The sequence below is a fragment of the Microbacterium umsixpiens genome (genome assembly GCF_053543675.1).
This window is the reverse complement of the sequence record NZ_JBLVOH010000066.1, coordinates 20,342-24,321: the sequence shown is the minus strand read 5'-3', so window position 1 is coordinate 24,321 and position 3,980 is coordinate 20,342. Positions and strand designations below refer to the sequence as shown.

Sequence of the window (3,980 nt, the reverse complement as noted above, 5' to 3'; positions counted from 1 at the left end):
GGCGAGGAGCCCTGCGAGGCTCATCACGCCGACGCTGGCGCCGACGGCCACGACCTTGCGGAAGCTACGCGGGCGGCGCGCGACGACGTGGACGGGCGCCTCGGGCTGCGCAGAGTCCGCAGCCGGCGACTTCCGCGCGGTGAACGCGGCGGCGGCGGAGTCGACCGTCGGGATCGAGCCCGTGCGGAAAGCGCGGGACGCACGCTCGAAGGCGTCGGCATCGTCTTCGAGGGGCAGGTCGGTCGCCGGCTCCGGCTCGGCCGCGGCGTGGGCCTCGTCGCCGGTGGCGATCTCGATGATCTGCTCGACCTTGTCGACAGCGACCGGCGAGGCGGGCACATCCGCGATGATCGGCTCAGGCGTCGGGGCGATGAAGGGAGGCTCGACCACGGTGTCATCGGTGGTCTGTCGCTGGCGTGCAGCACGGCGGGAAAGCGGAGCGACGACGGCGAGGGCCGCGGCTTCTGCCACGGAGTCGGGTGCCGTCGTTCCCGCCGCGGAGGCGTCGGGGGCCTCAGTGCGGAGTCGGCTGGACCGGCGCGTGGGCGCAGAGGCAGCCTGGGAATTCTCGAAGGGCAAAGCGTTTCTCTCGGTCGTGCGTCATGCTCGGGGGCGCAAACTCAGACTTTCACCTTCGGGTGGCAAAAGTAACGATCGGGTAAACCATACCCTGATCAGCCTGGGAATGCCATGAATCAGTCAGTGTTTCGGGTCGAGGATCTCGAGCAGTCGGGCGTGCACCTCGCGACCTCCGGCCACCAGCATCGGCCGCGTCGACTCGACGTCGATCCGGGAGACGCGGCCTCCCGCCTCCGTGATCAGAAGTGCCCCGGCGGCGTGGTCCCACGGGCGGAGCCCCCGCTCGAAGTACCCGTCGAGACGCCCGGCCGCGACGTAGGCGAGGTCGAGCGCCGCAGCACCCATGCGTCGGAGATCGCGCGCTATCGGCATGACGCGCGCCACCGTGGCGAGATCGCCCTCGTGGGTCGCGGGGTCGTAGCCGAAGCCGGTGCCCAGGAGCGCTCCCGCCGGAGTCTCCTCGGTCACCGCGAGCCGGCTCCCTTCCAACCATGCCCCGTGGCCACGGGCCGCCGTGAAGATCTCCCCGAGCGCGGGCGCGTTGACGGCGGCGGCGAGCGCCACCCAGGTCTCCGGGTCGGGCTCGCCCTGCACCGCGGCGATGCTGACGTTGTACGCCGGGATGCCGTAGGCGTAGTTCACCGTGCCGTCGATCGGATCGACGACCCACGTGATCCCGCTCGCGCCCGGCTCGGCCCCCGACTCTTCGCCGAGGAAGCCGTCTTCGGGACGGGCGGCGCGCAGGCGCTCTCGGATGAGCGCCTCGACCTCGCGGTCGGCGTCCGTCACGATGTCGGCGAGCGTCGTCTTGGTGGCGGCGAGACGTACCCCGTCACGCCGACGGGCTCGGGCGACCGCCCCTGCTTCCCGGGCGATCTCGGTCGCGAGTTCGCCGAGCTCGAGTTCGGTCGTCACTGCGCAGGCTGCTGGGGCGCGGGCGGCGGCGGCGGGAACGCCGGCGGTTCGCCCTGCTGCGGGGCCGACGGCTGGCCTCCGGCAGGCGCAGGAGGGACGAGGTGTCCACCCGGAGCGGCGGGCGGCGCGAACTGCGGCGGCACGGGCTGCGGGGGCACGGGCTGCGGCGCGACCGGGAAACTCGACGCGGGCGCGGCAAGCTGCTGCTGCTGCTGCGACGGCGCCGGGGTCGGATATCCGGTGTAGTAGGCGTTCCAGTCGGGCGACGAGTCGGGCAGCGCCGGCAGCGGGGTGACGCCGTCGGCGTAGGTCGGCCACGACGGCGCCGGCGCGACGCCACGAGCGGGCGACGACTTCTTCTTCGGCGCGAACAGCGCGTTGAGCAGCGGGATGAGCGTGGTGCCGACGGCGACGAGGATCGTGAGCGCGACGACGATCCGCCAGTAGAGCTCGCCGTAGTGGAACGTGTTCGGGAAGGCGAGGAAGAACACGAGCATGCCGACGAGTCCGACCAGGAAGGTGATCGTGACGATGTAGATCACACGGGTGAAGGTCGTGACGTGCCGTTCAGCGGCGGGAGTGAACAGCCGCACATGCAGGAGGGCGAGCTGCAGGATGCCGATGACGAGCAGCAGCTGGAAGAAGCGCTCGGCCCCGAAGAACATGCCGTCTTCGGGGAGCCAGATCTTGACGGCTCCGACGAGGAGCGCGACGATCCAGCTCACCATGCTGGCCAGTTGCAGCCAGTCGGGGCGATTCGGCGCGAGGCCGGCCTCGAGGATCGCGATCCCCGCGAAGGCCGCCAGGAGCAGGATCGTGAGGAAGGCTCTTCCGATCAGCCCGTCCTGATCCCCCACGAGCACCCAGATGACGCACACGAGCGCCGCGGCGATCAGTGCACCGATGGCGATCCAGAGGGATCCTCTGATCAGCAGCGACATATTCTTCTTCTCACCCTGCGGCTGCGTGGTGATGTCCGGCTGGGACATGGCGATCCTCTCGTCGAGCGGCGATGCCTTCATCCTGCCACGCGCATCGCCGCAGGCGAGGGCCGAGCGCCGTGCTGAGGAGAAGTCGTCACCCGACGCCGAAGCGGGCAGGAGAAGTCAGCCCGACTTCCTCGCGGAGGCGGCAGCGAAGGCCGCGACCCTGGCCTGCGCATCCGGAGTCTCCAGCGCTGCGCCGATCGAGCGCGCCTCCTCCGTCAGCTGCTCGACGAACGAGCGTTCGGGCTGCGAGCGTACGAGCCGCTTCGCCTGCCCGTACGCGTCGGCTGCTCCGGCGAGCCAGAAGCGCGCGATCTCCTCGCCGCGGGCACGCACGGCATCCGCCTCGGCGGCACCGTCGGCGCCTTCCACCGACTCGGCGACGAGCCCCCACTCCACGGCCTCCGCTGCCGACAGCAGCCGGTCCTGAAGCACGAGCTGCAACGCGCGACGCTGGCCGACCGCCCTGGCGAGCTGCGCCGACACCGAGAGGTCAGGAGTCAGGCCGATGTTCGCGTACAGGCTGCCGAGCTTGGAACGCGACCCGACGACCGCGTAATCGCTGGAGAGCAGGATGCCGAGGCCTCCGCCGGCCGTGGTGCCGTGCGCGGCGGCGACGACGGGCACCGCAGACTCGGTGAGCGACCGGATACCGGCGTTGATCACCTCGGCGAGCGCGGTGATCTCCGCACCGGATGCCCCCATCGTCGTAGCCATGTCGATGACGTCGCCGCCGGCACAGAAGGCCGGACCTGCCGCATCGATCAGGATCGCCTTCACATCGGACCGCGACGTCGCCTCGGCCGTCGCATCCCTCCACGCGTGGGCGAGGTCGGCGTTGAACGCATTGAGGCGAGCAGGACGGTTCAGCGTGAGCCGAGCCATTCCCTCTTCGACGGCGAACAGGATGGCATCACTCATGGCTTCTCCTTCGAGCACAGGACGTGTGGTCCAGCGTAACCGTGATCAGTTCTGCTCCCAGACCTGCGAGACGAAGCTCTCCATCCGACGCCGCGTGCCGTCGAGGCGGAAGTCGACCTGGCCGGGAGTCCGGATCTCGTTGGGCGCGAGCGGGTGCGCCAGACGTACGTTCTCGTGGCACGACAGATCGGCACACATGTAGGTGCCGAACGAGTCACCTCGTCGCCCCGCCTCTCCCGCGCGCCGTGCGGAGAGGAGTGCGATCTGATTGCCCGGCTGCATGGTGTGGCAGATGTTGCACAGACCCGAGCGTCCGCGCCCCGGCTCGGTGGCACGGAGGACGACGCCGAGAACCCCATCGCCGTGCGGGACCAGCACATAGCCGCGTCGATTGGCGCTCGGATCCTGCCAGGCGAAGAAGTCGAGGTAGTCCCAGTCGACGAGCAGGAAGTCGTGCGGCATCTCCATGGTCCGCAGCTCATCGGCATCCGCATTGACGAACGATGCCCTGACGTCGGCCTCTGTGAGCGGTCGCATCGCTCCAGTCTATGAACGGGAGGCACCCGAGGGCGCCGCGGC

General features: G+C 70.0%; 4 protein-coding genes and 1 pseudogene. All 5 read right to left on the bottom strand.

What is annotated here, in order from left to right; all coding sequences use genetic code 11:
- Window positions 1-471, bottom strand: a pseudogene (locus ACNPM4_RS06705) (M23 family metallopeptidase); the annotation flags it as partial.
- 228 nt (window positions 472-699) lie between these two features.
- Window positions 700-1,494, bottom strand: a complete 795-nt coding sequence (locus ACNPM4_RS06700) for an inositol monophosphatase family protein (RefSeq protein WP_448985162.1) — start codon at window positions 1,492-1,494, stop codon at window positions 700-702.
- Window positions 1,491-2,483, bottom strand: a complete 993-nt coding sequence (locus tag ACNPM4_RS06695; RefSeq protein WP_136025641.1) for a hypothetical protein — start codon at window positions 2,481-2,483, stop codon at window positions 1,491-1,493. Before ACNPM4_RS06695 ends, ACNPM4_RS06700 begins: the two co-directional genes overlap by 4 nt.
- 117 nt (window positions 2,484-2,600) lie before the next feature.
- Window positions 2,601-3,401 (bottom strand): enoyl-CoA hydratase/isomerase family protein, encoded by an 801-nt coding sequence (locus ACNPM4_RS06690; protein ID WP_029261848.1) that lies wholly within the window; start codon window positions 3,399-3,401, stop codon window positions 2,601-2,603.
- Window positions 3,402-3,446: 45 nt separating this feature from the next.
- On the bottom strand, window positions 3,447-3,938 hold the full coding sequence (locus tag ACNPM4_RS06685) for an FBP domain-containing protein (RefSeq protein WP_105712277.1): 492 nt from the start codon (window positions 3,936-3,938) through the stop codon (window positions 3,447-3,449).
- Window positions 3,939-3,980: the final 42 nt, after the last annotated feature.